This window comes from Pseudomonas sp. 4CAES_32.4, from assembly GCF_058136335.1.
In genome coordinates this window covers 3,689,767-3,715,783 of sequence record NZ_CM176882.1, presented here as the reverse complement: position 1 = coordinate 3,715,783, position 26,017 = coordinate 3,689,767, and the positions used below count along the sequence as shown (strand labels likewise).

General features: G+C 60.3%; 24 protein-coding genes, 1 tRNA gene and 1 pseudogene. 7 read left to right on the top strand and 19 right to left on the bottom strand.

Annotated elements, in window-relative coordinates; all coding sequences use genetic code 11:
- Positions 1-9: 9 nt before the first annotated feature.
- The 3 genes from AC3Y64_RS16565 to AC3Y64_RS16555 all read right to left on the bottom strand — a co-directional run bounded on the left by AC3Y64_RS16565 (position 10) and on the right by AC3Y64_RS16555 (position 1,953).
- Positions 10-933, bottom strand: a complete 924-nt coding sequence (locus AC3Y64_RS16565; RefSeq protein WP_489987987.1) for a LysR family transcriptional regulator — start codon at positions 931-933, stop codon at positions 10-12.
- A 75-nt stretch (positions 934-1,008) separates the two neighbouring features.
- Positions 1,009-1,719, bottom strand: a complete 711-nt coding sequence (locus tag AC3Y64_RS16560) for an SDR family NAD(P)-dependent oxidoreductase (RefSeq protein ID WP_489984510.1) — start codon at positions 1,717-1,719, stop codon at positions 1,009-1,011.
- Positions 1,720-1,743: 24 nt separating this feature from the next.
- On the bottom strand, positions 1,744-1,953 hold the full coding sequence (locus AC3Y64_RS16555) for a tautomerase family protein (RefSeq protein ID WP_064390432.1): 210 nt from the start codon (positions 1,951-1,953) through the stop codon (positions 1,744-1,746).
- A 265-nt stretch (positions 1,954-2,218) separates the two neighbouring features.
- Between AC3Y64_RS16555 and ycaC the strand changes: the two genes are divergently transcribed.
- The 3 genes from ycaC (at position 2,219) to AC3Y64_RS16540 (ending at position 3,442) form a co-directional block, all read left to right on the top strand.
- The gene (ycaC, locus tag AC3Y64_RS16550) at positions 2,219-2,851 is read left to right on the top strand and encodes an isochorismate family cysteine hydrolase YcaC (RefSeq protein WP_090284017.1); all 633 of its coding nucleotides are present in this window, start codon (positions 2,219-2,221) and stop codon (positions 2,849-2,851) included.
- Between the two features lie 147 nt (positions 2,852-2,998).
- A complete protein-coding gene (locus tag AC3Y64_RS16545; RefSeq protein ID WP_489984509.1) occupies positions 2,999-3,199 on the top strand; it encodes a hypothetical protein in 201 nt (66 codons plus the stop codon).
- Positions 3,200-3,229: 30 nt separating this feature from the next.
- Complete coding sequence (locus AC3Y64_RS16540) at positions 3,230-3,442, top strand: hypervirulence associated TUDOR domain-containing protein (protein WP_158955314.1); 213 nt, start codon at positions 3,230-3,232, stop codon at positions 3,440-3,442.
- Positions 3,443-3,447: 5 nt separating this feature from the next.
- Here the strand turns inward: AC3Y64_RS16540 and AC3Y64_RS16535 are convergent, their stop codons facing one another.
- The 9 genes and pseudogenes from AC3Y64_RS16535 to AC3Y64_RS16495 form a co-directional block, all read right to left on the bottom strand.
- Complete coding sequence (locus AC3Y64_RS16535) at positions 3,448-4,386, bottom strand: AraC family transcriptional regulator (RefSeq protein WP_489984508.1); 939 nt, start codon at positions 4,384-4,386, stop codon at positions 3,448-3,450.
- A gap of 11 nt (positions 4,387-4,397) precedes the next feature.
- A complete protein-coding gene (locus AC3Y64_RS16530; protein WP_489984507.1) occupies positions 4,398-5,231 on the bottom strand; it encodes an oxidoreductase in 834 nt (277 codons plus the stop codon).
- A 91-nt stretch (positions 5,232-5,322) separates the two neighbouring features.
- Complete coding sequence (gene yddG / locus AC3Y64_RS16525; protein ID WP_489984506.1) at positions 5,323-6,219, bottom strand: aromatic amino acid DMT transporter YddG; 897 nt, start codon at positions 6,217-6,219, stop codon at positions 5,323-5,325.
- Between the two features lie 60 nt (positions 6,220-6,279).
- Positions 6,280-6,648: a cupin domain-containing protein gene (locus AC3Y64_RS16520; protein ID WP_158955306.1), complete on the bottom strand. Its 369-nt coding sequence runs from the start codon at positions 6,646-6,648 to the stop codon at positions 6,280-6,282.
- Positions 6,645-7,976: an NAD(P)/FAD-dependent oxidoreductase gene (locus AC3Y64_RS16515; protein ID WP_489984505.1), complete on the bottom strand. Its 1,332-nt coding sequence runs from the start codon at positions 7,974-7,976 to the stop codon at positions 6,645-6,647. Before AC3Y64_RS16515 ends, AC3Y64_RS16520 begins: the two co-directional genes overlap by 4 nt.
- Positions 7,977-7,986: 10 nt before the next feature.
- Positions 7,987-9,237, bottom strand: a complete 1,251-nt coding sequence (locus tag AC3Y64_RS16510) for an FAD-dependent oxidoreductase (RefSeq protein WP_489987986.1) — start codon at positions 9,235-9,237, stop codon at positions 7,987-7,989.
- Positions 9,226-9,387 (bottom strand): annotated as a pseudogene (locus AC3Y64_RS16505) (rubredoxin); the annotation flags it as partial. The gene AC3Y64_RS16510 and the pseudogene AC3Y64_RS16505, both read right to left, overlap by 12 nt.
- 10 nt (positions 9,388-9,397) lie before the next feature.
- Positions 9,398-10,837 (bottom strand): aldehyde dehydrogenase family protein, encoded by a 1,440-nt coding sequence (locus tag AC3Y64_RS16500; RefSeq protein ID WP_489984504.1) that lies wholly within the window; start codon positions 10,835-10,837, stop codon positions 9,398-9,400.
- Between the two features lie 14 nt (positions 10,838-10,851).
- Positions 10,852-12,033, bottom strand: a complete 1,182-nt coding sequence (locus AC3Y64_RS16495; protein ID WP_253485318.1) for an aromatic ring-hydroxylating oxygenase subunit alpha — start codon at positions 12,031-12,033, stop codon at positions 10,852-10,854.
- Positions 12,034-12,333: 300 nt separating this feature from the next.
- Here AC3Y64_RS16495 and AC3Y64_RS16490 point away from each other — a divergent pair, with 300 nt between their 5' ends.
- Positions 12,334-14,004 carry a BCCT family transporter gene (locus AC3Y64_RS16490; RefSeq protein WP_489984503.1) on the top strand — a complete coding sequence of 557 codons (1,671 nt, stop codon included), beginning with the start codon at positions 12,334-12,336 and terminating at the stop codon, positions 14,002-14,004.
- 54 nt (positions 14,005-14,058) lie between these two features.
- Here AC3Y64_RS16490 and AC3Y64_RS16485 read toward each other — a convergent pair whose 3' ends face one another.
- Together AC3Y64_RS16485 and AC3Y64_RS16480 are read right to left on the bottom strand one after the other, a co-directional pair.
- Positions 14,059-14,973 (bottom strand): LysR substrate-binding domain-containing protein, encoded by a 915-nt coding sequence (locus AC3Y64_RS16485; RefSeq protein WP_489984502.1) that lies wholly within the window; start codon positions 14,971-14,973, stop codon positions 14,059-14,061.
- Positions 14,974-15,082: 109 nt separating this feature from the next.
- Positions 15,083-15,778: a tRNA (adenine(22)-N(1))-methyltransferase gene (locus AC3Y64_RS16480; RefSeq protein WP_489984501.1), complete on the bottom strand. Its 696-nt coding sequence runs from the start codon at positions 15,776-15,778 to the stop codon at positions 15,083-15,085.
- A 244-nt stretch (positions 15,779-16,022) separates the two neighbouring features.
- Here AC3Y64_RS16480 and AC3Y64_RS16475 point away from each other — a divergent pair.
- A tRNA-Gln gene (locus AC3Y64_RS16475) sits at positions 16,023-16,097 on the top strand.
- Between the two features lie 68 nt (positions 16,098-16,165).
- The gene (locus AC3Y64_RS16470) at positions 16,166-18,412 is read left to right on the top strand and encodes a hypothetical protein (protein ID WP_489984500.1); all 2,247 of its coding nucleotides are present in this window, start codon (positions 16,166-16,168) and stop codon (positions 18,410-18,412) included.
- Positions 18,413-18,495: 83 nt separating this feature from the next.
- On the opposite strand, the gene AC3Y64_RS16465 is transcribed toward AC3Y64_RS16470, so the two are convergent.
- From AC3Y64_RS16465 to AC3Y64_RS16445, 5 genes are all read right to left on the bottom strand, one after another.
- Positions 18,496-19,761: an NAD(P)/FAD-dependent oxidoreductase gene (locus tag AC3Y64_RS16465; RefSeq protein ID WP_489984499.1), complete on the bottom strand. Its 1,266-nt coding sequence runs from the start codon at positions 19,759-19,761 to the stop codon at positions 18,496-18,498.
- Positions 19,751-21,343: an aldehyde dehydrogenase (NADP(+)) gene (locus AC3Y64_RS16460; RefSeq protein WP_489984498.1), complete on the bottom strand. Its 1,593-nt coding sequence runs from the start codon at positions 21,341-21,343 to the stop codon at positions 19,751-19,753. Before AC3Y64_RS16460 ends, AC3Y64_RS16465 begins: the two co-directional genes overlap by 11 nt.
- Positions 21,344-21,414: 71 nt before the next feature.
- The gene (locus AC3Y64_RS16455; RefSeq protein ID WP_489984497.1) at positions 21,415-22,362 is read right to left on the bottom strand and encodes a dihydrodipicolinate synthase family protein; all 948 of its coding nucleotides are present in this window, start codon (positions 22,360-22,362) and stop codon (positions 21,415-21,417) included.
- Between the two features lie 55 nt (positions 22,363-22,417).
- Positions 22,418-23,344, bottom strand: coding sequence for a 4-hydroxyproline epimerase (locus AC3Y64_RS16450; RefSeq protein ID WP_489984496.1), 927 nt, complete (start codon positions 23,342-23,344; stop codon positions 22,418-22,420).
- A gap of 22 nt (positions 23,345-23,366) precedes the next feature.
- Positions 23,367-24,992: an APC family permease gene (locus AC3Y64_RS16445; protein ID WP_158955283.1), complete on the bottom strand. Its 1,626-nt coding sequence runs from the start codon at positions 24,990-24,992 to the stop codon at positions 23,367-23,369.
- 230 nt (positions 24,993-25,222) lie between these two features.
- Here AC3Y64_RS16445 and AC3Y64_RS16440 point away from each other — a divergent pair, with 230 nt between their 5' ends.
- On the top strand, positions 25,223-25,996 hold the full coding sequence (locus AC3Y64_RS16440; RefSeq protein WP_489984495.1) for a PAS domain-containing protein: 774 nt from the start codon (positions 25,223-25,225) through the stop codon (positions 25,994-25,996).
- Positions 25,997-26,017 lie beyond the last annotated feature (21 nt).

Sequence of the window (26,017 nt, the reverse complement as noted above, 5' to 3'; positions counted from 1 at the left end):
CCCGGTGCTTCAGCCGTTCACCCATTGCTCGCGAAATTGCAGCAGAAAATCCACAAAGACCCGCACGTGCTGAGGCACATAGCGACCGTGGGGATACAGCAACGTGTACGGTCTTGAGCGACCGCTGAAAGGTTGAAGGACCTCAATCAGACTGCCATCGGCCAACTCCTGCTCGACGATGAACCGATAGGTCTGGAACAGCCCCGCACCGTGTTTGGCCAGGGTGACGCCACCGAGCACGTCATCGGAGCAGGAATAACCTCCGGCCGAGAGCACTTCCCGATCCTTGCCATTGTCCCGGAATAGCCAGGAAATTTGCCGGCCGCTGCTCGGCAGTTCGAACTGAATGCATTCATGCTCGAGCAGATCTTCAAGTGTCTGCGGCGTACCCGCCGCGTGCAGGTAGTGCGGCGAGGCGACCACCACCAGTTTCGCGTCTTCCAGCAAACGTGCAATCAGGGTCGAGTCCGGTTGTGCACGCACGCGAATTGCCAGATCGTAACCTTCGCCGACAAAGTCTATGTTGCGATTGCCCAAATGGATATCGACCGTGACCTGCGGGTATAGCGCGCGGAATTTCGGCAGCAGCGGCAGGATGCGATGGTGGCCGTAAGTGGTGGGCAAGCTGATGCGCAAGCGCCCCGACGGCGTGGTCTGCGTGCCCATGACTTCTTGCTGGGCTTCGACCAGTTGGGTCAGTGCCTGACTGCATTGTTCGAAGAATTTCCTGCCCGCGTCGGTCAGGCGAATGCTGCGCGTGGTTCGCGTAAACAGCCGCGAGCCGAGGCGTTTTTCCAGACGCAGAATCGAGCGGCTCACCGCCGCCGGTGTCACCCCCGCGAGCAGCGCGGCAGCGGTGAAGCTGCCGGCCTCGGCGGCGAGACAGAAGAGTTCGATACTGCCCAACTGCAAATCTTCAAAGTGACGTTTCATCATGGCTGGCACCGAGGATCATTCATCCAGATGTTTACCACATGAATCGCCACCCGCGCTGAAGTGGCGTCGTGATCAATGCCCCGCGCTCTGGCCACCGTCGACATGCAGAATCTCACCGGTCACGAACTTCGCGCCGTCCAGATAAAGGATTGCCTGCACGATGTCGTCGATCTCACCCATGTGGCCAAGCGGATGCAGATTGCCCAGGGCTGCGTGGGTTTCTTCGGCGTGCATGGGCGTCTTGATGATGCCCGGCGACACCGCGTTGACTCGAATCCCGCGCTTGGCGTATTCGATGGCCAGGGATTTGGTCGCAGCATTGATGCCACCTTTGGTCAGCGAGGCCAGCACCGACGGCACGCCGTCAATCGCATGATCGACCAGACTGGTAGTGACGCTGACCACGTGTCCGCTGCCATGCTTTTCCATTTCGGCGATGGCCAGTTGCGAAATATGGAAGAAGCCGCTCATGTTGGTGGCCACGACCTGGGCGTAATCTTCCCGGCTGTACGCGGTGAACGGCTTGGCGACAAAGATGCCGGCATTGTTGACCAGCGTATCGACGCGACCGAAACGTTCGACGGCGGCACGGATCACCCGCTCGGCAGTTTGCGGATCGGCAATGTCGCCAGCGATGGTCAATACCTGCGGATCAGCGGATTCCTTGATCGAGCGTGAGGTCGCCACGACCTGATAGCCGCGCTCGCGAAAACCGTTGACCAGGCCCGCTCCAATGCCTTGCGAGGCGCCCGTGATGACGACAACTTTGCTGGATGTGCTCATGATGAATTCCTCAGGGATACGAGATTAATTGCCCGACAACGATTGGCGGTATTCGGTGGTGGTCATGCCCGCGTAGCCCCAGTTATCCGTGTCGACTTCCTCGATCACGATGTGCGTGAGCTGCGGATCCTTGTTGAGCACTCGTTGCATGGTCTCGGTGATTTCCTTGATCACTTGGGCTTTCTGCTCCCGGCTAACGCCGTCGCGGGTAATGCGTACGCTGATGAAAGGCATGGTCTGTCTCCAATCGCAGGCCCGTCGGGGTGAGGGGCTGCTGTTGGAGAGGACTTTAGGAAGTTGTCGGCAATTGATAAATGCGCCTTGAGGTACTTCATTTGTGCAGTGGTGTATCGAGTGGTCGCTGGCTAATTAAGCGATTGTCCGGTTCAGGTTGACGGTGAAACACATTCCAGCCGATTTATCCCTTTTCGATGCGTCAGTAATCTGTACCCAACTTGAACGCAACAACAAACTCCAACTTCGAAAAGGGACGCACACCATGACCACTCCAACTTACAACCGCCTGAACAAAGACGACGCAATCGTGCTGCTGGTCGACCACCAGACCGGGCTGATTTCGCTGGTGCAGGACTTCTCGCCGAACGAGTTCAAGAACAACGTGCTGGCTCTGGCTGATCTGGCCAAGTTCTTCGACCTGCCGACTATCCTCACCACCAGTTTTGAACAAGGCCCGAATGGCCCGCTGGTGCCAGAGTTGAAAGAAATGTTCCCGGATGCGCCGTACATTGCTCGCCCTGGCCAGATCAACGCTTGGGACAACGAAGACTTTGTTAAGGCGATCAAAGCCACTGGGCGCAAGCAGATCATCATTGCCGGTGTGGTCACCGATGTGTGCGTAGCGTTCCCGACTTTGTCGGCACTGGCGGAAGGGTTTGATGTGTTTGTGGTGACCGATGCGTCCGGCACCTTCAACACCACCGTGCAGCAGGCAGCATGGAGTCGCATGACCCAGGCCGGCGCGCAGATGATGAACTGGTTCTCGGTGGCGTGTGAGTTGCACCGCGACTGGCGCAACGACATTGAAGGCCTGGGTAATCTGCTGTCGCAGCGGATTCCCAACTACCGCAACCTGATGAACAGCTACTCGGCGCTGACCGCGCAGCAGAAATAAGTCCCAACTCACCCAGCGAAAAGCCTGCCCTGAAAAGCAGGCTTTTTTCGTTGGCGCGCCGTTCGTCCAGTGCCCGGCACTTGCGCTGCGCTGTTGTCTCTCACGTTTAGGCACGGATTTCCCGTGTATTAGTACGGAGAGCCAGGCATGGACATCGATGAAAATGCACCGGGCAACCGGTCACAGCAAGACGTGACCCGCACCACCGACAATGAGACGGGTCATGATCCGAAACGCGATCAGCCCGAGGTTCCATTGCCCGCCGATGACGAGGCGCCACTCGATGAAGACATGACCGATGTGGCGGCCAACAACTCGGTGTCGAGTGAGCATCCCGAGTCGAAATGACTCGATTGAACAACGGTTGAGGGGCAGCCCATGAGCACGTCATTCAAGGTCGGCGACGCGGTTCACTGGAACAGCGAGGCCGGCGAGATTCGCGGCAAGGTTGTCAAAGTGCACACCCGGGATGTCGAGTTCATGGGGCGCCATCGTCCTGCTTCGAAGGAAGCGCCGCAATACGAAGTCAAAAGTGACAAGACCGGGCATCTGGCGATGCACCACGCGGCCGCGCTTCATCCCGCGAAGTGATCGATCTAATGCGACGAAACATATTCTGAAGGCGTTGTCGGTGCCGGCAACGCATACGTCGCCTTCATCCATTCAATCTCGGCCTGCGGCGTTCGCCCGAAAAAGCGTTTGAACTCGCGGCTGAATTGCGAGGCACTTTCGTAGCCTACGTCGAATGCTGCGGCCGATGCGCTCATGGCTTGGCGCAGCATCAGCAACCGAGCCTGATGCAAGCGTGTCGACTTCAGGTACTGCATCGGCGAGGTATCGGTCACGCTGCGAAAGTGCAGGTGAAAACTCGGCACGCTCATGCTCGCTTCGTGGGCCAGTTGCTCGACGTCGAGGCGTTGCTGATAACAGCTGTGGATTTTGCGGATGGCCCGGCTGACCTTGCCGAAATGCCCCTGACGCTGCAGCGCGGCGCGCATTGAGCCACCTTGCTCGCCCGTGAGAATGCGGTAATAGATCTCCCGCACCAGCGCAGGCCCGAGAATCTGCGCTTCACCGGCAACGCTCATCGCCTCGAGAAAACGCAAGGTCGTGGCGCGCAGCGCGTCGTCCATCGGCGAGGCGTACATGCCTTTGGGTTGGGCATCGCTGGCGCCATGCACCTCATCGACTTGCAGCATCAACTCGCTGGCCAGGTGGAAATCCAAGTGCATGTAAATCGCGAGCATCGGCTCGACGGCCGTGGCGTCTGTCTCCATGGTGAAGGGAATCGGCACGGAGACGACAAGGTAGTGCTGGGCGTCATAGACGTAAGTGTCCTCACCCAGATAACCGCGCTTGCGACCTTGGCAGAGGATGACGATGCCGGGGTCATACAGCACCGGGGTGCGATTCAGCGGCCGGTTCGAACGCAGAAAACGCACGTCATCGAGCGCGCTGAGGTTGTAGCCCTCCACTGGCGCAAGGGTGTCCATGAGTTGCACCATGCGGGCGGTGGTTGCATCGGCCTGGGTCATTGCGTCCTCTGTCAATGGTCGGTAGAGCGGGTCAGGGCTTGCCATTGATCGATCTCGTCGAGCGCCCGTTGCAGCTTGTCGCGCACCAGCGACAAAGCATCGCTACCGAGCAGCAGATGGGCCGGCGGCGTCGGGCTGGCGATGATCTGCAACATCGCTTGCGCAGCCTTTTGCGGGTCGCCGAGCTGTTTGCCGCTTTTTGCTTCCCGGGCTTTGCGGATCGGGTCAAAACTGGCGTCGTAGTCGGCAATGCTGCGCGCGGTGCGTTGCATCGATCGGCCGGCCCAGTCCGTGCGAAACGAGCCGGGCGCTACAGCCGTGACGAAGATATTGAATGGCTGCAGCTCTTTGCTCAGGGTATCGGAGATCCCTTCAAGCGCAAATTTGCTCCCGCAGTAATAGGCGATGCCGGGCATCGTGATCGTGCCGCCCATGGATGTGATGTTGAGAATGTGGCCGGCGCGACGCTGGCGGAAGTAGGGCAGGAAAGCCTTGGTCATGGCGACCGCGCCGAACACATTGACGTCGAATTGCTTGCGCATGTCCTCCAGCGGCGACTCTTCGAAAACGCCTTCGTGACCGTAACCGGCGTTGTTGACCAGCACATCGACCGGGCCGTGAGTCGCTTCCACTTGGGCGACGACGCTGTCGATCCGCGGGAAGTCGGTGACATCGAGCATGACTGCGTACGCATTGTCCGGGGACAGCGACTGGAAGTTTTGCAGGTCGGTTTCATTGCGCACCGTTCCGATGACGCGGTGGCCCGCAGCCAGCGCTTCTTTGGCCAAGGCATGGCCAAAGCCGCTGCTCGCACCGGTGATAAACAAGGTTTTGCTACGGTTCATGACAATCTCCCAAAGGCTGGTGTGAAGTCATGGTAGCGATCACGCAGCGAGGCACCTATGCCGGTTTGTCTTGGAGCCTTGCCTATTCCTATCAGGCGTCGCTGTGTTGACGGGTCGCCCACCAACACAGCAGCGAGCCCACCGTCACCAGCACCGCGCCTTGCCAGAACTGAGCGGCCAGCGCCGCCCCAAGCCACACCGATGCAAACGCTGAGGACAACACCGGCGCCGAATACGAGGCGGTGGCGAGCAGGGTGAGGTTGCCGCGCAGGATGCCGATATTCCACAACGCATAACCACCGGCCATGGCGGTGCTCGCGGCGATCAATTCGAGGCTGTTGCGCAGGCTGAACGGCGGGATTACCTCACTGCTCAAGGCGTATTTACCCCACAGCACAATGGCGGTCAGAGCGAAGAACAACACCACCAGATTCTGTCCGCCGGCATAGCGCCGAGTGATGTTGCAGTACAAGGCAAAAGTGATTGCGCAGGCCAACGCCAGGCTGTAGCTCAACGGGTTGGATTGGACGTTGGCCACAATCGAGTCAACGGAAAGTCCCTCGCCACTGACCACCCAGACGATGCCGAACAACGCCAGCGCGGTGCCCGGCACAATCAGCCAGCGCGCCTTTTGCCCGTTCATGACAATCGCCAGCAGCACGGTCAGGCATGGCCACAGGTAATTGACCACGCCCAACTCGATGGCCTGATGACGATTACTGGCAAAACCCAGTGCCAGCGACAGGCACACTTCATAGGCGACAAACAGCGCGCTGCCCCAGATCAGATAACGCCAGGACGTCGCCCGCAAACGCGGCCGGCCGAGCAGGGCGACGAGCATCACCGCGCCCAGCGAATAGATCAGCGCCGAACCGCCCAATGGGCCGAACATCTCGCTGACGCTACGGATCAGCGCGGCGGCGGTGCTCCACAACAGGATTGCCAATAAGCCACAGGCAGTGGCGCCACGCTCGCTTCTGACTGACATCAACGCTCTCTATCGCGACGGTTTTTTCACTGCGCTGCCTGATCAGGCAGCGCCACACTTTCAGCTCAAACCGTGTCGTTGTTTCCAGTCTCCCGGATAAACCACGTAGCCAAACAATGCATGGCCGCCGTAAACGAGCTCGGTGCCTTCGGGAATCCACAGCATCTGTCCGGGTTCGACCCGATGATGCTCGCCGTTGGCTTTGAGCTCGAAGCAGCCTTCGATGACAAAGATGACTTCGTCATAGAGCAAAGTCCAGCTGACCTCGGCGCCTTCCCAGCGAGCGAAGCCGACGCCGAGATTCGGCGAGACTTCGTTGCTCAGCGCGCGAGCAACCATTGCGCCACCGGGCGGGCCGCCGCGATGAACGAAGTCGAGGTCGCGATGGTCGATCCGCCGCACCGGGCCTTTTCCAGAGGTGCGGCTCACAGTTCGCTCCGGCTGTTCCACGCGGCCAGGCGGATGCGTGTGCGGACGCCCATCCCGAGTAACGGCTCGGGCGGATTGCGCGACGGCATGCCGGTGACATTGCGAATATCGCGCAGCGATTGCGAGTCGGCACCGACGGCCAGATCCGCCAGCAGCGTCCCCGACACCGTGCCCCATGCAGCGCCGACTCCGTTGTCGCAAGCCGTCGCGTAGACACCGTCTTCCAGCTCACCAAAGAAGTTGGTGAAGTTGCGCGAGATCGCGTAGACGCCACCCCAGGTGTGAGTGAATTCAACGTTGGCCAGTTGCGGATAGCGCGACACCAGCGCCTTGCGATGGCCGGCACGGATCTCTTGGCGAGTGCTGTCACTGACGCTTTTGCCGTAGCGCGGCACATGCTTGTAGGTGTTGCGGATCATCAAACGGCGATCCTGGGTCATGCGCACCGTGGTGCCGGCATGGTCGGCCGGCGTCAGGCCCCAGTCTGCCTGGATGCCGATGGCGTCCATTTCGGTCTGCGTCAGCGGCCGGGTCCAACTGGCAAACGTCATCACCGGCAACAGACGGCTGCGTAGATAGCCGAATTCCTGGGTGAAAATGCTCGTTCCCAACAACAGGCGCGGCGTGCGGATTTGCCCTTCGCGACCTTGCAACAGCCATTGGCCTTGAGCGTCACGTTGCAAACCCTGAATCGGCGATTCTTCGAGCAACTCGACGTTGCCCGGCAACGAATCAGCCAAGCCCCGCACCAACGCCGCCGGTTGCATCAGATAGCTGCCCGGCGTGTACACCGCACGACTGTAATGGCGAGTGCCGAGAACGTTGGCCAGCTCATCACCCTCGACACTGCGAAACGGCTCGCCGAGTTCGCGCATCAAGTGTTCGAAATGCTCGAGATACGCCAGGCCGCGCGCACCGACTGCGCCCTGGTATTTACCGGCGTGTGACCATTGGCAGTCGATTCGGTGTTCACCGATCAAGCGCTGCAACTGAGCGATGGCGGAACGGTTGAGGCCGAGCAGGCGCTGCTTGTGCGCGGGATCGGGATGTTCCAGGGCCATTTTGTGCGGCAAGTCGATGACGAAACCCGAGTTGCGTCCCGACGCGCCATAACCGACACGCTGAGCATCGACCAGCACAATGCGCGCATCGGGCTGGTGTTCGGCGAGTTGGCGGGCGGCGGCCAGGCCGGCGAAACCGGCGCCGATCACGGCGTAGTCGGCCTGTTGCCGACCTGTCAACCGGCGTGGCGCGGCGGGCGCGGGCAGGGCGGCGTACCAGCCGCAGTCCTGGTCATCGTGTGGCAGGTGAATAGCGCGGTTGTTCATATTGTTGTTCTCAGGCCACGTTGGATTGAGCGAGTTGGCAGTTCTGCAGCCAAACGCTGCGTTGTTGCTGTGCCTGCCGACCGAGCAGGGCAAAGGCGCGCAGGGCACCGGCGTCGTCGTGAAACGCCGCGCTCAGGCCATCGGCAGTCGGTTCGATGCGCCATTCGCCTGTGCAATCGAACGGCACCGGCAACAGGCACAACGGCGCCGCCGGGGTTTTCACCGTCACCGGCATCAGCGGATAACGCACGGCGGTCGGTTGTCCCAGCAGGGTGCGGGCCAAGGCCTCGATGCCCTGATTGATCGGCGCCAGATACGGCAGCAGTTGCCCGTTGATCTCGATGCAGTCACCCAAGGCATAAATTCCCGGTGCGGACGTCTGCAGGTAGTCGTCGACCTTGATCCCGCGTCCGCACGCCACGCCGCTGGCCATGGCCAGATCATGGTTGGGGCGCAGGCCGACTGCCGACAAAACCAGATCAGCCTGATGCTTTTCACCGTTGGCCAGGCTCAGGTTGAAGCCATCTTCACCGCGATCGATGCGCTGCAACGTGGTTTGCAAACTCCATTGCACGCCCAGATCGGTCAGGGCCTTTTGCAGATGCTCACCGGCCGCTTGCGGCAACAGGCGCTCCATCGGCCACGTGCCGAGGCCGATGACGCGCACCTCGTAGCCACTGCTGGCCAGGTCGTTGGCAAACTCGCAGCCGATCAGTCCATCACCGAGAATCGCGATGCGCCGCACGCCTTCGAGTTGCGTACGGAAGGCCTGGTAATCGGCGAGATTGTTGACGCTGACCATGGCCTGCGCATCGCCCTCGACCGGAATGCGAATGGGCGCCGCACCGCTGGCCAGCACCAATTGGCCGTAGCTCATCTCGCCGAGATTGGTGTGCAGGCGTCGTGACTGCACGTCAATGCGCTCGACATGGCAGTGCGGATAAACGCGAATGCCCAAGCGCTGCTCGATGGCCAACGGACTTTCACTGGCCAGGGCTGCCGCACTGCGCCCTTGAGCCAGAGCAATCGAGAGAGCCGGTTTCGAGTACACATGCCCGCACTCACGGGTCAGCACGCGAATGTCGATGTTCGGATCCTGCTTGCGCAGCGCAGCCGCCAAACCGTAACCGGCATGACCGCTGCCGATGATCACTACAGGGCCGGCAATAGCGGCCAAGGGTTTTGGTGCGACGACGGGCGCGATCACCGGTTTGACGCCGACGGCGACGACGGGAGCCGGGGCTGCAGTGATCTCGATCATCTCGAAATCACTTTTACCCACCTTGCACTCCGGGCACAGCCAGTCTTCGGGCACATCTTCCCAGCGGGTGCCGGCGAGGATGCCGTCCTCGGGCCAGCCGAGGGCTTCGTCGTAGATCAACCCGCAGATAATGCACAGCCATTTTTTCATGGTTCAGTCCTCACTCGCCCTGGATACGCACGGCCAGATTCTTGGTGCGCACATAGCTGTAGAGCGCTTCCTGACCTTTTTCGCGACCGTAGCCGGACAGGCCGACGCCACCGAATGGCGTCTCGATACCGCCGGCGTACCACTCGTTGACGAACACTTGCCCGGCGCGCAAACGTCGCGCGCAGCGCAGGGCGCGGTTCAGATCCTGGGTGAAGACACCGGCCACCAGACCGAAATCCGTGCCGTTGGCCAAGGCAATCGCTTGCTCTTCGCTGTCGAACGGCATGATCGCCAACACCGGGCCGAACACTTCGCTGTTGGCAATTTCCATGTCCGGGGTGACGTCGCAGAACACCGTCGGCTGCATGTAGTTGCCGTGGGTGCCGCTGACGGCTTCGCCACCGGCGACCACCCGCGCACCTTGCGCCTGTGCCCGTTGGCACATGGCTTCGATCCCGCGCAACTGGCCGGCGGAAATCACCGGGGTCAGCTCGGCGTTTTCCACGCCGGGGCCAACCCGCAGATTGCGCGCCATGTCGGCGACTTGCTCGACCACTTCGGCGTAAATCGAGCGCTCCACCAACAACCGTGACATCGCCGAGCAAACTTGCCCGGCATTAAAGAAAATCCCACTGCGCACGCTGCTCAGTAGTTGCTCACGATCAACATCGGCGAATGCCAGTGCGGCGGATTTGCCGCCCAGTTCCATCACACTCGGCACGGCGTTTTCAGCGGCGGCACGGAGGATGCTTTGCCCGGTCGGCACCGAGCCGGTGAAGACAATCTGGTCGACCTGTTTGTGTCCGGCCAGATAAGCCCCGACCTCGCGGCCTCGGCCACAGATCAGGTTGACCGCACCTTGTGGCAGGCCGGCGCGCTCGATTGCTTGCATCAACACGCACAGGCCGAGCGGCGAAAGTTCAGGCGATTTCACCACCACGGCATTGCCCGCCGCGAGGGCCGGTGCCAGTGAGCGCGCACAGATCGACACGGGGAAATTCCACGGCACGATCTGCAGGGAAACGCCCATCGGTTCGTACACGGTGAAATCCATGTAGCCGTGGCCCAGCGGCACGGAGATGCCTTCGATTTTGTCGGCCATCCCGGCGTAATACTCGAAGTACCGCGCCGCTTCGGTGAACTCGTCGCGGGCGTCGTTCAGAGTCTTGCCGTTTTCGGCGCAGAGAATCTGCGCGCCTTCATCGGCCACCAAACGAATCTGTCGGGCGATTTCCAGCAGCCGGGTGACGCGCTGCGCCGGCCGCACACGCGTCAGCTCGCCGCTGTCGGCGCAACGCCGGGCGGCTTGCAGCGCGCGCTCGGCATCAGCGACGCTGGCCTGGGCCATGGTTGCCACCGGCTGATTGTCCGCCGGGTTGAGAATGGTCAGTTGCTGATCGCTGTCGAGCCACTGTCCGTCGATGTAGTTGAGCCAATGTGTGGTGGTCATGGTGATTCTCCGGCTCAGGCTGGTTTGACGGTGTCGAGCAACGAACGCGCGGCCCACTTGTGGAAGTAGTGAGTCGGCAGGTCCATTTCCGGCGAGAACGCGCCGCCGTTATAGCCCGGTGAGCTGCGACCTTTCTGCATGCCTTCAACCGAAGCGATGTCCTCGGCAAACACCACGCGCCAGGATTCCATCACCGCGTTGCGCGCGGCTTCGTAATGCGGATCGAGCGCTTCGTCACCGACGTAGAACAGGCGCAGGTGCTCGACGGTTTTGCCGGGGGCGATTGGCTCCAGCATCATCGCGAAGGCATGGTCGGCCTGGATGCCCAGCAGCACGTTCGGGAAGAACGCCACGTATTCGGCGTTGCGCAGTCGGTCGGTCGGCCACGACGGGAACATCGGCAAATGCGTGCCGGCGACGTCCGAGAGGTTGTAGGCGTAGCTGCCCTGACCGGCGAACTGGTCGAAGAGAATGTTGTAGTGATCTTCCAGGCGCGAGTAGGTGTTCAGGCTCGGGTGCACCCACGGCAGGTGATAGGCCTCGCAATAGTTCTCGACCGCGAGTTTCCAGTTGCAATTGACCTCGATCGCCATCGCACCGCTGTGGGCTTCGCGACGCATCAGACTCATGCCGTCGTCGCCAAGGAATTGCTTCCAGCGTTCAGTCAACGGGGCGAGGGCGTCTTCCAGTGCCGGGGCATCGCCAGACAGGTTGATGAAGACCATGTCCATCCAGATCGCACTGCGCAATGCTTTCAGGCCGTGCTTTTCACAGGCGAAACGTTCGTCCTTGTGCTGGTTGATCCCGCCCACATGCGGCGTGCCGCGCAGGGCACCGTTGAGGTCATAAGTCCAGGAATGGTAAGGGCAGCGGATCATGCCTTGAATGGTCCCGGCCTCCTGCACCAGTTTCACGCCACGGTGGCTGCAGACGTTGTGGAACACCTGCACCTGGCCTTCGCGGTTGCGCATCATCAGCAGCGGCAGGCCCATGAAATCGACTGGTTTGACGTAGGCATTGGTCGGCAGGTCAGTGGCAAAACCGATGCACGCCCAGTTCTTGCCCAGCACCTGATCACGGTCCAGTTCGAAGTAGCGTTGTTCGGTATAGAAGTCGTTGGTCAGGCCGTGGGCGTGCTCGATAGGGGCGAGGACGTTTTCCAGGCTGTGGACGGGAATGAGGTTGGCGATGCCCATTATTGTTTTCTCCAGATCGCACGGTAGGTCGGCCTTTTCGGCCTGTTGTCCGGAGTGATTCTTCAGGGCGTGGCGGGTGGCGAACAAACCATTTTTTAACGCCGATTGATGAGAAAAAGTCATTTGTGACGGGTTAAAAAACCTTGCCGATATTCATGCCGAAATCTCATTAATCCATGAGATTAAATGGTTTGTTGAGCGCTCAAGGCTCGCTCATTGTTGGCCGCGCAATGAGCGACAGACATTGCCTACAAAAAAATCCCGTAAAGCGCTGTACTACAAAAACAAGGGAGACAGCTGATGCGTGCCACCAGTGGCCTTTTCAAAGGGCTCAATCCAACCGTGACTGTCGTGTCGGTCGCCATGGTCATTGCCTTCGTTCTGCTCTGCGCCCTGAAGGGCGATCAGGCAACCGTCGTTTTCAAGACCGCTTCCGATGCCATCCTCCACAACTTCAAATGGTTCTATCTCGCCTTGGTCAGCGGCCTGCTCGGCGTACTGCTGATGATTGCGTGCAGCCGATACGGCGCACTCAAACTGGGTCGAGAGCATGACGTTCCGGAGTTCAGTTTCAGCGCATGGATTGCGATGTTGTTCAGTGCCGGCATGGGCATTGGCTTGATCTTCTGGTCGGTCGCAGAACCGGTTCTGCACTACGCCAATAACCCCTTCGCACCTGGCCTGAGCGACGAAGCCGCCACCGTCGCGATGCGCCTGACGCTGTTCCACTGGGGTCTGCACCCGTGGGCGATCTTCACCATGATCGGTGTCAGCCTGGCCTATTTCGCCTACTGCAAAGGCTTGCCGCTGGCGCTACGTTCGATTCTTTATCCGCTGATTGGCAAACGCATCTACGGGCCGATCGGCCATGTGGTGGATATCCTCGGCGTGGCGATCACCGCGTTCGGTGTGTCGCAGTCGCTGGGTCTTGGCGTGGTGCAGATCAACACCGGGCTGCATCAGGTGTTTCAGTTGCCGGTGAGCATTGGTTTTCAGCTGTCGATCATCGCCTTCGTCAGCTTGATTGCGGCGGTGTCGCTGGTGGCCGGGTTGTCCAAGGGCATGAAGCGCCTGTCGACGCTGAACATGTGGATGTCGTTCGCCTTGATGCTGGTGGTGCTGTGGCTCGGTCCGACCCGCTACATCCTCAACTTTTTTTTCGAAGCGACGGGCGATTACGTTCAGCACATCGTCGGCCTGAGTTTGTGGACGGACACCCAGGCCGACAGCGGCTGGCAGAACAGCTGGACCGCGTTCTACTGGCCATGGTGGATGACGTGGGGGCCGTTCGTGGGTTTGTTCATCGCGCGCATTTCCAAGGGCCGGACGATTCGCGAACTGATCCTCGGCGCGCTGGTGGTGCCGACACTGGTGACCATTTTATGGATGTCAGTCTTCGGTGGGTCGGCCCTGAATGATGAGCAACAGGCCCGCCACGCTCATGCACAATTGCCGGTGGCCGAGCAGGTTGAAGCAACGCCGTTTACTGGTGGCCCGGTGTTGCAGGCAACCCAGAAAGAAACCACGGCCGCGATGTTCACCTTGCTGGAACGTCTCGACGGCCCGGTCACTGGCGGCATTCTGTGCGTGATCGTCTGCCTGCTGTTGGCGGTGCATTTCGTCACCGCCGCCGATGCCGGGACGCAAGTGCTGTGCATGCTCAACTCGGTGGGCAGCATCAATCCGCCGAACTGGATCCGCGTGCTGTGGTGCGTGCTGGAAGGGGCGATTGCCGGGGGATTGTTGTTGGCTGGTGGCCTGGTGGCGATTCAGATGGCAAGCATCATTATCGGTTTGCCCATTGCGGTGTTTCTGTTGGTCACTGGCTACAGCCTGCTGCGCAGCTTGCGCGCCGACACCATGAGTTCTGCGGAAGGATTGATGGTGATGCGTGCGACGGCCAATGAGCCGATGGCGGCAGACAATAACGGTGCCTTCGCGGCGGTGGTGCCATCCCGAGAACTGGCATAAATCACCCTGCAGCGAACCCATGAAAAAACCGGCGAATCAATCGCCGGTTTTTTTTCAGCCGTGGATCGTTTCTGCGATGTGGTGCATCAACCATTGGCGGAAGCGGTTGACGCTTTGGCGATTGGCCGCGCGCCCCATGGGCTCCAACAAGCAGAATTGCGCCTCGGTGCGCAGATAAATATTCACGGGTTTGACCAGATTGCCGGCCTGCAAGTGATCGCCCATCAAGTTCGACCACGCCAGCGCAATCCCTTGGCCGGCCAGTGCCGATTGGATCAGCATCGAATAACTGTTGATGTTGATCCGTCGGCGCGGCTCCGGCACCGGGTAACCCAGATGATTGAACCAATCCTTCCAGCCGATCCAGTCACTCTGCGGGTCTTCCAGCCATAACCAGGTGCATTCGCCGAGGTGCTGCGGGTCGGTGATTTGCGGGTGTTGCGCCAGATACGCCGGGCTACACACCGGGAAAATCTCTTCGCTGAACAGCGGCGTCACCTGCATGTTCTTCGGTGGCTTGCTGCAGTAGTACAGCGCCAGATCACAATCCAGCCGCGAGAAGTCACTGATCTGATCCGTGGCAATAATGCGCAGATCGATCTCTTCATGCTGCCGTTGAAACTCTGAAACCAGCGGCAACAACCATAGCGATGCCATCGCCGTACTCGTCACCACGGTGACCTGCTGCGCACCGCGCCAATGCCGCACGCCGGCGGTGGCATGGGCGATCTGTTGCAGGTTTTCGCGCACGGTTTCGCAGTAACTCTTGCCGGTGACGGTCAGGTTGATTTCGCGGGTGGTACGGGCGAATAAAGGCGTGCCCAGATAGTCTTCGAGCACTCGGATCTGGCGGCTGATGGCGCCTTGGGTAACGTTGAGTTCACGAGCGGCCAGGGTAAAGCTCAAATGCCGAGCGGCGGCCTCGAATGCCACCAGGCTGTTGAGCGGTGGCAGGGGTTGCAGTTTCATCGGGCGATCACTTTCTTATAGGTTTTGTGCAGCGTGCGCCGATTGTGCAGAAGGCGTTCAAGGGCCGCCAGTTTTTTGTGACCGGGCAGTGCCGGGTACGACAGATGGCTTACGCCAGCATTTCAGTGATCCACTGCGCCTCTCGACGAACGTCCGCGATTTTGTCTTCTGGCAACGCCTGCTGCGCGCGGGCGAGGTGGCTGAGGGTCTTCTGCTTGTGGCGAAGTTTGTGCTGCCACTTGATCAAGAATGCCGGGCTGCGCGCCTGCATTTGCAAGGGACCGAAATACAATTCCTTGTCGGTGTAGCTGACCGCTTCGGCGCGCTCGGCGACGATGATTTCGTAGTCGAAGCGACTTTCGCGCAGCACTTCCTCGCTGAGGATGCGGTAGCCGTTTTCCATCAACCACAGGCGCAACGGTTGCTCGCCACCATTGGGCTGCAGGATCAAGCGCTCGCCGCCGCTCAGGTAGGCTTTGCCACTTTCGAGAATGTCGCGGATGGTCTCGCCGCCCATGCCACAGATGCTGATCGCGTTGATCCGGTCTGCGGGTGTGATGGCCGCCAGGCCATTGGCCTGGCGCACGGTGATTCGCGCTTGCAGGTCGTTTTCACGCACCGTGCGCTGCGCCGCCTGAAACGGCGTCGACGCCACTTCACCCGCCACCGCCGCTTCAATCGCGCCGCGGCGCATCAACGCCACCGGCAGATACCCGTGATCGGAACCGATATCGGCCAGCCGCGCACCAGCCGGCACGTGTGCGGCCACACGCTCAAGGCGCATGGACAAAGTGTTTTCGTTCAACGGCAACCCCTGATGTAACTGATGTTTGCGGCATCGTTGGCGGGAAAAAGGGGTGCGACTTTGTCGGGCAATGTTTGGCCTGTCAAATTCTGTCGACGAAATTGAATAATCAATTAGCAACGCTGAGCACTTAATGGATGCGAACGCTTGTTTCAGGCCGCGACGCCGAGGAGTTATCTTGTAATAGAAACCTGAACATCGAACTTCACATCCCTTCGTGTCTAGTCAACAATGCGCGCTCTGTTCCGGGGTAGTTCAGCGGTGGAACGCTCGGCTCTGGACCGAGTGGGCGCTGGTTCGAATCCAGCCCCCGGACCCATTTTTTACATTGCAGCGTCACAGGGAAGTATGTCCAGGCACGACAGTGAATTCGACGAGCGCAGTGGAGTGAGTGCCGGTTATGCGGTGTTCCAGCTCTCGCGGGCGTTGACCGCTTCGCGGAGCGATGCGGGTCAGCTGGCACGCAATCGTATCGAGCGCTGGCAACGGGTTGTCGAACATCTGCTGCAGGGCAGCGCACAGTACGGTTTACGCACGCCATTCGCCGATTTGCCGACGTGGGTCACACTGGAAGTGGTGACAGGTGGATTTGCCACTGGGCAACTGCTGGCTGGTGGTGCTTTGACTGCCTACGAGCAACAGTTGGCTGCGTCGATTCCTGGCATCCGTGCCGGTCATGAACGGCTTGATCTGAATGCCTGGCACCTTTCAGATGCAGGAGTCGCATCGCTGCAAGAACGTTTGGCGAAAGGCAGTTATCAAATCGATGTTCCGGAGGAGGCCGCACTGCTGACAGTGTCATGGCTTCTGCGGCATCAGCGTCATGACGAAGCGCGAACGTTGATCAAACAGATCGCACCTTTCTTCGAAAGGCTGCGTTTCTTCCCGACTGCCGTTGACGAACCACTGATCTCGACAGCTGAGGTGCATGTTTTTGATACCGCCAGTGTCAGGCAGCGGCTGACACGGCAATTGGCTCAACCGCGTCTCGCTGTTCAAAAACATGTTGTAGAAAACCGACTGCCTCTCTACGACGCTGCGGTCTCACTGTTTATTTTGACGTATCAGGACGGCTGGCCTTGCCGACACTATCCTGACGGTTGGTTTGAGCGCGCAACCTTACTCGGCAAGCAGATCGCTGAAACCTGTGGCGCTGAATTCAATAGCCGAGGACCCTTCAAGAACCGGGCAGCAGAACTATTTGCATTACTCGCTCAGAGTTCCCGTGATCAAGCAGCATTGACGGGCCGAGACGTCGGTCGCGTCCGGCGAATTGTCGATGATTTTGTCGCCAAACATGGCCATCCCGAATCCCGCGCACACTCGATTAAACGAGAAGAGCAGCGAAATCACGTGGCTGCCCCCGGACATCATTTGATCGCCCATGCTGTAGCGGAGCGTCTGGAAAATTATCCGGGTGCGGACGGCGTCGGTGACTTTTCTCCACTGTTGAAACCCATCACCGATGAAGAGACGAAGCGTCACGCACTGATCGTAGGGACGATCATTCCGGCTGCTGTTCGCCGACGCCTGGAGCGCTGCCGCAAGGGCACGATCGCTGAGCTGATTGACCATGGCTTGATCTCATCCGGCGATACTGTGGCGCAAGTACTGCCTGCGATGACGGCTGAAATCTGTAGCGCCGGGTATCGAGACGGCACGCTTCAGACATTGGGAGGTGCTACGTACCAAGCCTTCCGCCGTCGGCGGTCATTGTTGCTAATCAACCTGCAAAGTCAGATCAAAATTGCAGAGCTGCCTTGGGTAATGGCTTTAGAAAGTGAGCGTGAGACGAACGCCAACTCCATTACAGGCGCTAGACAAGCTTTGGTTGAAGCCTCCGCGTTAACTCTCTCTGCGTTTCCGCAAGCGATTCTTCCTAACAAGCTACTGCAGGAGTTTGTTTCTCTGGCTCAAACGGCTCAGTTGGACCTTCCCTTCGTCGAGGAAGTGGCTGCTGACATTTTCATGGGGACTTTCTCCAACAAATTTTCGAGAGCGGCCAGACAATCGGCCAAGCTGATCGCTGGAACGCTTTACGCCCGCTATTACGACATTGATACAGATGGACTGGCGAGCCTTCCCGATCACCGCCGATCGCGGCGCAGAACAAACAACTCTGATGCATTGGCGACGCTGTGCGCACAGCGAGCAAATGCCGTCCTGGGCACGTGGCAGCCAGCAGTCAACGGTACAATCCTCGAACAGCAACAGATCCTGACAACACAAAACCTTGCGGTATTGTTTGGCGAACTCGAGCTCAAAATACTGCTGCAACACCGTCTAAGTGCATTGGCGCTGTCGTGCTTTAAATGGATCTGCAAACGCCACCAAACGCACCTATCGCTCTACCATGCTCGTCTGCTGATGTTGAAAAACACCGCGTATGCGTGGCGTCAGATGATGTTTTATCTGTCGATGCTGGATGGAGAGCTTTTGCATTCGGCACTCGAAAGTCTTGAAGCGCATTTTGCGACGCAATCCGGTGAGTTCCGGGAAAGATTTCTGCCCGCCATGGTCGGGTTGCGTGTTGCCGTTGCAGGAAATCGGCTCACGCTGAGTCGCCAAAAAGATGAGGGTGCAAAGGTTTTTTTGGGTTGGACCACTGAGCGACATTGGCTAATGCCCTCGTAACATCTTTGTCTCCAGACCACAGGAAATCTCCCCGAGCACAAAAGCCTGCTCTCGAAAGCAGGCTTTTGGATCAAGCTCCCGTTTCAAAAACGATTCAGCCTGTACGGTTCGCTGACTGGCAGGCTGCAGGTCTTTGTTACCACCGTAGGCAAAGCCATCCGCACCACCATCTCCGCCGTCACCGCCGCCTGGGTCAACCCCAAATGCTGATGCCCGAACGCAAGCAACACCTTGCCATCAGAGACTTGATCAATCACCGGCAACGAATCCGGCAACGATGGACGAAAGCCCATCCACGGTGTCGCTGCATCTGTGTTCAAATCCTTGCGAAATAACCCCTGACTCAATCGATGCAGCTGCCACGCGCGCTCCATGCTCGGCGGCTTTTGCAGTCCGGCGAACTCGACGGTGCCGGCCAGGCGCAAGCCTTCGGTCATTGGCGTCATGATGAATTTGCGCTCCAGCGAGGTGACGGGGAAGGGCAGGCGATCGTGTTCCTGTGGCAGCATCAGGTGATAGCCGCGCTCGGTGTCCAGCGGGACTTTTTGGCCGGTGAGTGCGGCGGTGAGTTTCGCCGAGTGCGCACCACAGGCAATCAGCACGCGGCTTGCACTGACGCCACCGTTGCCGGTGACCAGCGAAACGCCGTGCTCCTGCACATAGCCCCCTTGCACTTGTTGTTGCAGGAAACTCACGCCGCTGACTTGCGCCGCTTCAACCAGTTCGCAGACCACGCGATAGGGATCGAGGAAATGCCCGGTGCGCGGGAAGAACAGGCCGCCCTGAATCTGTTCGCTGAGTTGCGGCGCGGTGTCGCGGATGGCGCTGGCCTGCCAGTAATCGACCGCGACCTGCTGCTGAGTCATCCGCGCTTGCAGGGCTTCGATGGCTTGGCGGGACTCAGGCTTTTCGAACACCAACAGTGAGCCGTCGACCTTGAGCAACTCAGGACGCTGGATATCGCTGAGCAATCTATGCCAGGCGTCGAGACTGCTTTCGTTGAGTGCGCGTAGTCCGGCCACGGTTTTCTGAAAAGGCTCGGCGCGCAGGTTCAGCAACAGCCGGGTGAACCACGGCAAGGCGCGGGGCAGGTATTTCCAGTCCAGGCGCAACGGCCCCATCGGATCCATCAGCATCGCCGGCAGGCGTTTGAGGATGGAGGCGTCGGCAATCGGGAACACCTGTTCGGTCGCCAGATGCCCGGCGTTGCCAAACGAGGCGCCGTGCCCGGGCGGCTGCTGATCAATGACCACCACGCGCAATCCCTGGCGCGCCAGACGCAGTGCGCAGGCGACGCCGATGATGCCTGCGCCGACTACCGCGATGTCGCAGGAGACGTTATTCGCCATGGTTCGCGGCTTCCCTTTGCCCGTCGAGCAAGCGCCGCAAGTGCAGCGGATTGGCCTGTTTCAGTGCGGCGGGCAACAGGCTGTCGGGGAAATCCTGATAGCAGACCGGGCGCAGGAATCGCAGGATGGCGGCGGTGCCGACCGAGGTCGTGCGCGCGTCGGAGGTGGCCGGGAAAGGCCCGCCATGCACCATCGCATCGCAGACTTCCACACCGGTTGGCCAGCCGTTTACCAGCAGGCGACCGGCCTTGCGCTCCAGGGTCGGCAGCAGGGAGCGAGCCTGTTCAAGGTCGGCATCGTCGAGGTGCAGGGTGACAGTCAGTTGGCCTTCGAGTTGCTCGGTCACCTGACGGATTTCCTCGTCGCTGGAGCATTGCACGATCAACGACGCCGCGCCGAATGCCTCAGCTTGCAGGTTGTGATCGCTCAGGAAATTCGCCGCTTGCGTGACGAAAACACGCGCCTGACCCTGGTTCGCCCCAGTGCCGATTTGCCCCGCCGCAACGATACGTGCACCCGCGTCCTCGGCTAGCGCCTTCACGGCCGATTCGTACGCGTTGTAGATGCCCGGCGTGAGCATCGTTTGCGCCGCACGAGTCTCGATGCACTTGGCTGTTGCCGCCATGAACTCATCGAGGGCCGGGCCTTTACGGGCAATGACCAATCCCGGATTGGTACAAAACTGTCCGGCGCCCAAGGTCAGCGAGCCGACAAACCCTTCAGCCAACGCCTGCGCGCGGTTGTGCAACGCTGCCGGGAACAGCAACACCGGATTGATCGAACTCATTTCCGCATACACCGGAATCGGCTCGGGCCTGGCCTGCGCCGCTTGAATCAATGCCAATCCGCCAGCGCGGGAACCGGTAAAGCCGACGGCTTTGATACGCGGATCGCTGACCAGCGCAATGCCGACTTCGCGCCCGGAACCGTACAACAACGAAAACACGCCCTCTGGCAAACCGCAGGTTTTCACCGCTCGCGCGACGGCACGACCGACCAGTTCACTGGTGCCGGGATGCGCGCTGTGCGCCTTCACCACTACCGGGCAACCGGCCGCCAGTGCCGAAGCGGTGTCACCGCCGGCGACCGAAAATGCCAGGGGAAAATTGCTCGCACCAAACACTGCCACCGGCCCCAATGCAATCTGGCGCTGACGCAAATCCGAACGGGGCAGCGGCTGGCGCTGTGGCTGTGCGTTATCAACACGTACATCCAGCCATTCACCGGCGCGCACGGTTCGGGCGAACATTCTTAATTGTTGGCAAGTACGCCCGCGCTCGCCCAGTAAGCGCGCTGCGGGCAGGCCGGTTTCGGCGTGTGCACGGTCGATCAATTCATCGCCGAGGGCTTCGATTTCAGTGGCAATGCTTTCCAGAAAGTCGGCGCGGGCACTGAGGGTGGTTTCGCGGTAGGCGTCCAGCGCCGCCCAGGCCAATGCGCACGCCTGTTCGACGTGCTCGGCCGAGCCACCGGCATAGGCCGGTTCCAGCGCAGCATCCGTGGCCGGGTTGATTCCGTGAATGGCGGCGCGGTTACCCGCAACCGTGTGCTGCCCGATCAACATGTGGCCCGTCAGAGTCATGGGGTCTTCCTGATGAAAAAAGAGGGAGGCCTGCCGCGCAGCACGAGGCTTCGCGGCAGGTGAGGGGCGGGTCAGGCGAAGTTCTGTTCCGCCGACCAGTTCTCGTACCAGTGACGGAACAGCGAGTACTGCTGCTCGGCATAACGTCGTTGCGAGTCGCTCAATACATCAGATTCGTTGAAGTGCAGGGTGTATTCCTTGTCACCGTTGAGCACCATCAGATGCTTGTAGTACAGCACCAGATCGCAGCCCTCATCGAACGACGACAGCACTGCCAGCGCCGATTCCAGCTCCCGCGCCTGACGTCGGGCCTTGGCATCACCTTTGGCCGCCTGCTTGCTCAGCGCCACCAGTTGCAGCACTTCGCGGGGCAGGGCGTTGCCGATGCCGGTGATGGCACCGGTGGCGTTGCAGTTGACGAAGCCGTGCACCACTTGCGTGTCGACGCCGACCATCAGGGTCACGTCATCGTCCTTGGAGGTGATGTTTTCCGCGGCGTAGCGCAGGTCGGCGCCACCGCCGAATTCCTTGAAACCGATCAGGTTCGGGTACTCGCGACGCAGTTCGAAGAACAGGTCAGCGCGGGTGGCGAAGCCGTAGTAAGGACTGTTGTAAATCACTGCCGGCAGATTCGGTGCAGCTTGCAGAATGGCCGCGAAGTGAGCCTTTTGCGCGGCTGGCGACGCACCACGGGACATGACGCGTGGAATCACCATCAAGCCTTGCGCGCCGACTTTCGCTGCATGTGCTGCATGGGAAACCGCTTCACGGGAATTCACCGCGCCGGTGCCGACAATCGTTGGAATACCGGCGGCGACCAGACGCGCCACACCTTCCTGACGCTCGGCTTCAGTCAGCAGCGGCCAGTCGCCCATCGAACCGCAATAGACCACCGCGCTCATGCCGATATCGATCAGCTCGCGACCCTTGGCCACCAGCGCGTCAAAGTCCGGTTTGCGTTGGGCGGTGCATGGGGTCATCAGGGCTGGCATGCAGCCGGTGAAGATGTTGTCGCTCATTGTTTTAACTCCTTGGCACATCATTCAAATTGAGGTGAAAAGTCAGCGCGGCGGTTCAGATGCCCCACGCGAACGGGTCGGTTTCGTCGATCAGCAGCGTGCTGTCGGCGGTCATGTAGGCGCGGCCAGTGATGTACGGGCGAATGCGTTCGCCTTCCCATTCGAAGCGGCCTTCGAACTGGCTGCCGGTGATGCTTGCCTGCACCCAGGTCGCGCCGGGTTGCAGCTTGTCGTCGGCGGCGAGGCAGGCGAGTTTGGCGCTGGTGCCGGTGCCGCAGGGGGAGCGGTCGTAGGCTTTGCCGGGGCACATGACGAAGTTGCGGCTGTCGGCGTTGGCGTCGTCGGCGAACAGTTCGATGTGGTCGATCACCGCGACGTCTTCGCCGTAAATGCCTTGGTCTTCGAGGGCTTTGAGCATCGCCCAGGTGTAGGCAGTGAGGTGTTCAACGTTGTCCATCGTCAGCGTCTGGCCGTGCTCCGAGACGAGGAAAAACCAGTTGCCGCCATAGGCGATGTCACCCAATACCTGACCGAATCCCGGCACGTCCACCGGCACCTGTTTGCGGTGGCGGTAGGCGGGGACGTTGCCCAGCGTGACGGAGCCGTCGTCATGCAGCGTGGCGCTGACCGGGCCGACCGGCGTGTCGATCTTGTGCACGCCCGGCTGGATCTTTCCCAAGTACTGCAACGAGTTGATCAGGCCGATGGTGCCGTGGCCGCACATGCCGAGGTAGCCGGCGTTGTTGAAGAAAATCACCCCGCAGGTGGCGTCCGGCGAGACCGGCGCGCAATACAGCGCGCCGACCAACACATCGTTGCCACGCGGCTCCAGCAGGCAGGCGCGGCGCCAGGCGTCATGCTGATTGCGCAGGGCATCGAGTTTTTCCACCATGCTGTTGCCCGGCAGATCGGGAAAGCCGCTCATCACCAGGCGCGTCGGTTCACCGCCGGTGTGGGAATCAATGACGTGTAGTTCTTTCATGAATGGATCCCGTTGGATGAGTTCAGTAAGCGCCGGCAGGGCGCGCAGACACGGTTGAGGCGGGCGCTACGACTTCGCTTTCCTCGTCGTCGTCTTCAAGACGCAGCAGGTGCGCCGGCACGCCTGTCGCGGCGCCCCAGTAATAGATACCGGTGGCGCAAGCGGCGACGACGATGGTGTCGAAGGGGTGAGTGAGGATGCCGAGGCCACCGAAGGTGCCGAGTTTCGACAGGACGATGGTCACCGCGTAGAAGGCGATCAGCCACGCCGACGAGCGCACTTGGCGGGCCAGATTGAGGTGAGCGGTCGGCACGAAACGACCGCACAGCAGATAAACCACGAACATCAGAATCTGCAGGCCGAGCAGCCATGACACGGTGTTCCAGCCCGACCAGTAAACGATCAGCGCGGCGATGATGAACGACACCGGCCCGAGCACGCCCATGCACTTGACCCGGAACGGGCGCGGCATGTTCGGTGCGTTGCGGCGCAGGGCAGCCACGGACACCGGGGCCACGGCGTAGCTCAACACCAGCGCAGCGGAGACCACGTTGATCAGGGCTTCCCACGACGGGAACGGCAGGGTCCAAAACACCGACAGGGCAAAGGTCAGCCACAACGCCGGGCGCGGAATGCCGGACTTCTCATCAATGTGGGTGAAGACTTTGAAGAAGGTCCCGGTCTGCGCCCAGCCGTAGATCACGCGCGGGGTCGCGTTCATGTAGATGTTGCCGCAGCCGCTCGGCGAGATCACCGCGTCGGCCACCACCAGATACGCCAGCCAGCCTACGCCCAGCGCCAAGGCGATGTCGCGATAGGGCAGAGCGAATTCCTTGCTGATACCGGCCCAGCCGTTGGCGAGCATTTCGGTCGGGATGCTGCCGAGAAAAGCCATTTGCAGCAGCACGTAAATCAGCGTCGACAGCAGCACCGACAGGATCAACGCGATCGGAATGGTGCGCTGCGGATTTTTCACTTCACTGGCCACCGAGATGATCGGCGTCAGTCCCAGATAAGCGAAAATGACGCCACCCGCCGACACCGCCATCTCGACACCGGACAGGCCGAACGGCGCGAATCCCTGTACCTCGAAGTTGGCCGGTTTGAAGAAAGTGAACAGCACACCGATCACCAGCAACGGCACGATGAACTTGAATACGCTGATCAAATTGTTGGCCTTGGCGAAGGTCTTCACACTGCGATAGTTGAGCAGGAAAAACACGCACAACAGGCCGAACTGCACCATCCAGCCGAGAATCGTCGGATCGCCGCTGCCAGCCTTGGTCAGGCCGGGAAACCACGCCGCCGCGTATTGGCGCGAGGCGACCACTTCGATCGCCACCAGGCTGGAAAACGCGATCAGCGTGATGAAGCCCATCAGATAACCGAGCAGCGGCCCGTGGGAGTAAACCGGGTAGCGCACCACGCCGCCGGCACGTGGCAAGGCCGCGCCCAGTTCGCAGTAAACGATGCCCAGCAACAGCACGGCAAAACCGCCCAGCAGCCAAGAGAAAATCCCCGCCGGCCCGGCAATCGCGGACACGTGACTGGCCGCGAACAACCAGCCGGAGCCGAAGATCGCGCCGAGTCCGATAAATGTGAGGTCGATCAGTGAAAGCTGTTTTTTGAACTTGCCTTGGCCTGACATGGCATCGCCTTCTTGTGAGTTATTGGATAGGCAGTTGTGTCACTGGGACGGCCAGACTTTGAACTCATCGAAGGCGCGGCGATTGATGTTTTGCGATGGGTTGGATGACGAATTCAGCACAGTCGCGCAGATCAAACGCCGCTCTCGACATGCGCTGAACGATCCTGCAATCTGCACGCGAACGCCGCAGGGCGGGCACTTGGCCAACCCGGTTACGAGGGGATTCTTTGATGCAGCACGCGTTTTCGCTCCTGGCCCAAGGCGTTGGCGACAATCGTCCGCAGACTTTGGAAGAGCTGTTGGCCGGCGCGGCATTGCTGTTGCCGATGCTCGACGTGATCCCCAACGCGGCGATTTTCATCAAGGACGTGCAGGCCCGTTACGTCCTCGCCAATCGCACATTGGTGCAACGCTGCGGCTTGAAAGATTTGCGTCCGCTGCTCGGCAAAACCAGCGCGCAGGTGTTCCCTGCGCAACTCGGGCCGGGTTACACCGAGCAGGATCGCAAAGTGCTGGAGGAGGGCTTTGTGCTGGAAGATCAGCTGGAGTTGCATCTGTATGGCAGCCGCGAACCGGGCTGGTGCCTGACCCACAAACAGCCGTTGTACAACCGCGATGGCGAGATCATCGGTCTGGCGGGTATCTCGGTCGATCTGCAATCGGCCAGCGAAACCCATCCGGCATTCCAGCGACTGGCTGCTGTCGACGAGCACATTCGCGCGCACTTCAATCGGCGTGTGACCCTCGGCGAGCTGACTAAAATCGCCGGTATCTCAGTTGCGCAACTGGAGCGCTACTGCAAACGCGTGTTTCACCTGACGCCACGGCAGATGATCCAGAAAGTGCGCCTGGAACACGCCCATCGATTGCTGCATACGGACTTGCCGATCACCGAGGTCGCGCTGCAATGCGGTTACACCGATCACAGCGCGTTTACCCGTCAGTTCAAGGCCTCGACCGGATTCACCCCCCGCCAGTATCGCCAAGCCACCTCACCCCTGTAGGAGCTGCCGCAGGCTGCGATC

Bases quoted from the DNA above. Each gene is read 5' to 3' on its own strand.
- AC3Y64_RS16530 (WP_489984507.1), bottom strand. From the start codon at position 5,231: ATGAACCGTAGCAAAACCTTGTTTATCACCGGTGCGAGCAGCGGCTTT.
- yddG (WP_489984506.1), bottom strand. From the start codon at position 6,219: ATGTCAGTCAGAAGCGAGCGTGGCGCCACTGCCTGTGGCTTATTGGCA.
- AC3Y64_RS16465 (WP_489984499.1), bottom strand. From the start codon at position 19,761: ATGGCGAATAACGTCTCCTGCGACATCGCGGTAGTCGGCGCAGGCATC.
- AC3Y64_RS16450 (WP_489984496.1), bottom strand. From the start codon at position 23,344: ATGAAAGAACTACACGTCATTGATTCCCACACCGGCGGTGAACCGACG.
- AC3Y64_RS16510 (WP_489987986.1), bottom strand. From the start codon at position 9,237: ATGATCGAGATCACTGCAGCCCCGGCTCCCGTCGTCGCCGTCGGCGTC.
- AC3Y64_RS16540 (WP_158955314.1), top strand. From the start codon at position 3,230: ATGAGCACGTCATTCAAGGTCGGCGACGCGGTTCACTGGAACAGCGAG.
- AC3Y64_RS16495 (WP_253485318.1), bottom strand. From the start codon at position 12,033: ATGGGCATCGCCAACCTCATTCCCGTCCACAGCCTGGAAAACGTCCTC.
- ycaC (WP_090284017.1), top strand. From the start codon at position 2,219: ATGACCACTCCAACTTACAACCGCCTGAACAAAGACGACGCAATCGTG.
- AC3Y64_RS16565 (WP_489987987.1), bottom strand. From the start codon at position 933: ATGAAACGTCACTTTGAAGATTTGCAGTTGGGCAGTATCGAACTCTTC.
- AC3Y64_RS16455 (WP_489984497.1), bottom strand. From the start codon at position 22,362: ATGAGCGACAACATCTTCACCGGCTGCATGCCAGCCCTGATGACCCCA.
- AC3Y64_RS16485 (WP_489984502.1), bottom strand. From the start codon at position 14,973: ATGAAACTGCAACCCCTGCCACCGCTCAACAGCCTGGTGGCATTCGAG.
- AC3Y64_RS16500 (WP_489984504.1), bottom strand. From the start codon at position 10,837: ATGACCACCACACATTGGCTCAACTACATCGACGGACAGTGGCTCGAC.
- AC3Y64_RS16555 (WP_064390432.1), bottom strand. From the start codon at position 1,953: ATGCCTTTCATCAGCGTACGCATTACCCGCGACGGCGTTAGCCGGGAG.
- AC3Y64_RS16445 (WP_158955283.1), bottom strand. From the start codon at position 24,992: ATGTCAGGCCAAGGCAAGTTCAAAAAACAGCTTTCACTGATCGACCTC.
- AC3Y64_RS16460 (WP_489984498.1), bottom strand. From the start codon at position 21,343: ATGACTCTGACGGGCCACATGTTGATCGGGCAGCACACGGTTGCGGGT.
- AC3Y64_RS16560 (WP_489984510.1), bottom strand. From the start codon at position 1,719: ATGAGCACATCCAGCAAAGTTGTCGTCATCACGGGCGCCTCGCAAGGC.
- AC3Y64_RS16440 (WP_489984495.1), top strand. From the start codon at position 25,223: ATGCAGCACGCGTTTTCGCTCCTGGCCCAAGGCGTTGGCGACAATCGT.
- AC3Y64_RS16545 (WP_489984509.1), top strand. From the start codon at position 2,999: ATGGACATCGATGAAAATGCACCGGGCAACCGGTCACAGCAAGACGTG.
- AC3Y64_RS16535 (WP_489984508.1), bottom strand. From the start codon at position 4,386: ATGACCCAGGCCGATGCAACCACCGCCCGCATGGTGCAACTCATGGAC.
- AC3Y64_RS16490 (WP_489984503.1), top strand. From the start codon at position 12,334: ATGCGTGCCACCAGTGGCCTTTTCAAAGGGCTCAATCCAACCGTGACT.
- AC3Y64_RS16515 (WP_489984505.1), bottom strand. From the start codon at position 7,976: ATGAACAACCGCGCTATTCACCTGCCACACGATGACCAGGACTGCGGC.